General features: G+C 70.4%; 3 protein-coding genes. All 3 read right to left on the bottom strand.

The genetic code is table 11. From position 1 onward, the window contains the following. Positions 1-843, bottom strand: an 843-nt coding sequence (gene truB / locus C667_RS21080) for a tRNA pseudouridine(55) synthase TruB (protein ID WP_004382623.1), incomplete at its 3' end; no start/stop codon positions are given. After that, positions 821-1,261, bottom strand: coding sequence for a 30S ribosome-binding factor RbfA (gene rbfA / locus C667_RS21075; RefSeq protein WP_004382622.1), 441 nt, complete (start codon positions 1,259-1,261; stop codon positions 821-823). The genes rbfA and truB, both read right to left, overlap by 23 nt. A 3-nt stretch (positions 1,262-1,264) precedes the next feature. Continuing rightward, positions 1,265-3,616, bottom strand: a 2,352-nt coding sequence (gene infB / locus C667_RS21070; protein ID WP_004382620.1) for a translation initiation factor IF-2, incomplete at its 5' end; no start/stop codon positions are given.

Here is a 3,616-nt window from a genome sequence, read left to right as displayed (position 1 = left end):
GAGCGCGAGCGTGCGCCCCTGCAGCAGGCCGCGCGCCGCCTCGGCGTCGAGCCGCAGCACCGGGAAGCCCGCCACCAACGCATCGACCGGGGCCAGCAGCGCGTCGCGAGCACCCTCGCCCACCGCCTCCAGGGCCGCGAGCGTGACCGCGCCAGACAGGTCGAAGGCGCCGATCGCGGTACGCCGCAGCGCCGCCAGGTGGGCACCGCAGCCGAGCGCGGCACCGATGTCCATGGCCAGGCTGCGGATGTAGGTGCCCTTGCTGCAATGCACGCGGATCGTGAAGCGCTCGCCTGCGAAGTCGAGCAGCTCGAGCGCGTGGATCACGACCCTGCGCGCCTCGCGCTCGAGCTCGATGCCCGCGCGCGCGTATTCGTAAAGCGCCTTGCCGTCGCGCTTGAGCGCCGAATACATCGGCGGCACCTGCTCGATCTCGCCGCGAAAGCGCGCCAGCACCGACTCCAGCGCCATGCGATCCACCGCCACCGGACGCGTGGCGAGCACCTTGCCCTCGGCGTCGCCGCTGTCGGTGTCCACGCCGAGCTGCACCACCGCCTCGTAGGTCTTGTCGGCGTCGAGCAGCATCTGCGAAAACTTGGTCGCCTCGCCGAAGGTGAGCGGCAGCAGCCCGCTCGCCATCGGGTCCAGCGTGCCGGTGTGACCGGCCTTGGCCGCATTGAACAGGCGGCGCGCCGTCTGCAGCGCGCCGTTCGAGCTCACGCCCTGCGGCTTGTCGAGCAGCAGCACGCCGTCCACCTCGCGGCGGATGATCTTGCGCTGCGGCGGCCCCTTGCGTCGCGGGCGCGCCGGCGCCGCGGCCTCAGCCGCGGGAGCGAGCGTCATCGTCCTTGCCGGCGCGGTCTTCGCCGGCCGCGTCCTCGCCGCCGGCCTCGTCGTGCTGGCGGGCCTCGTCTTCCTTCACCACCTCGTCGATGAGCTGCGACAGGCGCGAGCCCTCCTCCACCGAACGGTCATAGTGGAAGTGCAGCTCGGGGATGGTGTGGATGCGGATGCGGCGGCCGAGCTCGCGGCGCAGGAAGCCGCTCGCGCGGCGCAGGCCCTGCAGGATCTCGGGCACGTCGGCCTCGCCCGTCATGTTGGTGAAGAACACCTTGGCGTGGGCGTAGTCGGGCGTGATCTCGACGTCGGTCAGGGTGATGAAGCCGACGCGCGGATCCTTCACCTCGAGCCGGATCAGCTCCGCCAGCTCGCGGCGGATCTGCTCCACCACGCGCTGGCTGCGGGAATACTCCTTGGGCATCGCTTACAGGGTCCTCGCCACTTCCTTGATCTCGAAGACCTCGAGCTGGTCGCCTTCCTGGATGTCGTTGTGGTTCCGGAGCTGCAGGCCGCACTCGTAGCCGAACTTGACCTCCTTGACGTCGTCCTTGAAGCGCTTGAGCGACTCCAGCTCGCCGGTCCACAGTACCGCGTGGTTGCGCAGCAGGCGGACGTGCGAGTTGCGTCGCACCACGCCTTCGAGCACGTAGCAGCCCGCAATCGAGCCGACCTTTGAGATCGTGAACACCTGGCGGATCTCGACCAGGCCGGTGATCTCCTCGCGCTTCTCCGGCGCCAGCATGCCCGACAGCGCCGCCTTCACCTCATCCACGGCGTCGTAGATGATGTTGTAGTAGCGGATATCGACGCCGAAGGTCTCGGCGAGCTTGCGCGCACCGGCATCGGCACGCATGTTGAAGCCGAGGATGACCGCGCCGGAGGCCTGCGCCAGGTTGACGTCGGACTCGCTGATCGCGCCGACCGCGGCGTGGATGACGTTGACGCGGACCTCGTCGGTGGAGAGCTTCTGCAGCGACTGCACCAGCGCCTCCTGCGAACCCTGCACGTCGGCCTTGATGATCAGCGGCAGGGTCTTGACCTCGCCCTCGGTCATCTGGTCCATCAGCGTCTCGAGCTTGGCGGCCTGCTGCTTGGCGAGCTTGACGTCGCGGAACTTGCCCTGGCGGAAGAGCGCGATCTCGCGCGCCTTCTTCTCGTCGGTGAGCGCGATCGCCTCGTCGCCCGCGGCGGGGACGTCGGACAGGCCGAGGATCTCGACCGGGATGGATGGACCGGCCTCGTCGATCTGCTTGCCGTTCTCGTCCAGCATCGCGCGGATGCGGCCGAAGGTGGCGCCGGCGAGCAGCACGTCGCCCTTGCGCAGGGTGCCCGACTGCACCAGCAGCGAGGCCACCGGACCGCGGCCCTTGTCGAGGCGAGCCTCGATGATCAGGCCCTTGGCCGGGGTGTCCCTGGGCGCGGTGAGCTCCAGCACCTCGGCCTGCAGCAGCACGGCCTCGAGCAGTTCGTCGATGCCGGTGCCCTTCTTGGCCGACACCGGCACGAACATGGTGTCGCCGCCGTAGGCCTCGGGGATCACCGACTCGGCGATGAGCTCCTGGGTGACGCGCTCGGGGTTGGCCTCGGGCTTGTCGATCTTGTTGATCGCCACCACCAGCGGCACGCCGGCCGCCTTGGCGTGGTGGATGGCCTCGCGCGTCTGCGGCATCACGCCGTCGTCGGCCGCCACCACCAGGATGACGATGTCGGTGGCCTTGGCGCCACGCGCACGCATCGCGGTGAAGGCCTCGTGGCCCGGGGTGTCGAGGAAGGTGAGCATGCCACGCGAGGTCTCGACGTGGTACGCACCGATGTGCTGAGTGATGCCGCCGAACTCGCCCGACGCGACCTTGGCGCGGCGGATGTAGTCGAGCAGCGAGGTCTTGCCGTGGTCGACGTGGCCCATGACGGTGACCACCGGGGCGCGCGGCAGGACTTCCGCGTCCTTGTGCGCTTCGCTCTCCTCGAGGAAGGCGTCCGGGTCGTCGAGCTTGGCCGCCACCGCGAGGTGGCCCATCTCCTCGACGATGATCATCGCGGTTTCCTGGTCGAGCACCTGGTTGATGGTGACCATGGAGCCCATCTTCATGAGCGCCTTGATGACCTCGGTGGCCTTCACCGCCATCTTGTGGGCGAGGTCGGCGACCGTGATCGTCTCGGGCACATGCACCTCGCGCACGATCGGCTCGGTGGGCGCCTGGAAGGACGAGCGGTCGTCCTGCTGGTGGCGGCCGTGACGGCCACCGCCCTTGCCGGCGCCGCGCCAGTTGCTGCCGGTGGTGGCACCGACCTCGCCGCGCGTCTTCATGCCGCCGCGGCGCTTGCTGGCGCCGTCGGCCTCGCGCGCGGGCGCCGCGGGCGCTACACGCTTGTTGTCGCGGGCGGCGGGCTTGTCCTCGGTCTTGGCGGGGCGATGCAGGGTGCCGGTGGTCGGCTTGGCGGCCGGCTTCGCCGGCTCTTCCTTCTTCTGCTGCTCGGCGCGCACGCGGGCCTCTTCCTCGGCCTTGCGCGCCTCGGAAGCCGCCTTGGCCGCAGCATCGCGCTCCTGGCGGGCGCGCAGGTCCGCCGCCTGGCGTTCCTTGAGGGCGCGCTGGCGGTCTTCGTCACGCTTGCGCGCGGCGATCTCCTCCTCGCTGAGGATCTCGGAGAGCGGCCGCGGCTTGCTCAGCACGGTGGTGACCTGCGGCTGGGGCGCGGGCTCCTGGCGGGGCGAGCGCTCGCCGCGGCCATGGCGACCGCCCTGCTGGGCGGGGCGAGCGGCGGCAGCGGCGGGGGC

It is taken from the genome of Thauera phenylacetica B4P, assembly GCF_000310225.1.
Classification (GTDB): domain Bacteria; phylum Pseudomonadota; class Gammaproteobacteria; order Burkholderiales; family Rhodocyclaceae; genus Thauera; species Thauera phenylacetica.
This window is presented reverse-complemented; position numbering and strand designations above follow the sequence as displayed.

What these genes read in the sequence shown, in the direction of transcription:
- rbfA (WP_004382622.1), bottom strand. Translation starts at nt 1,261, where the DNA reads ATGCCCAAGGAGTATTCCCGCAGCCAGCGCGTGGTGGAGCAGATCCGC.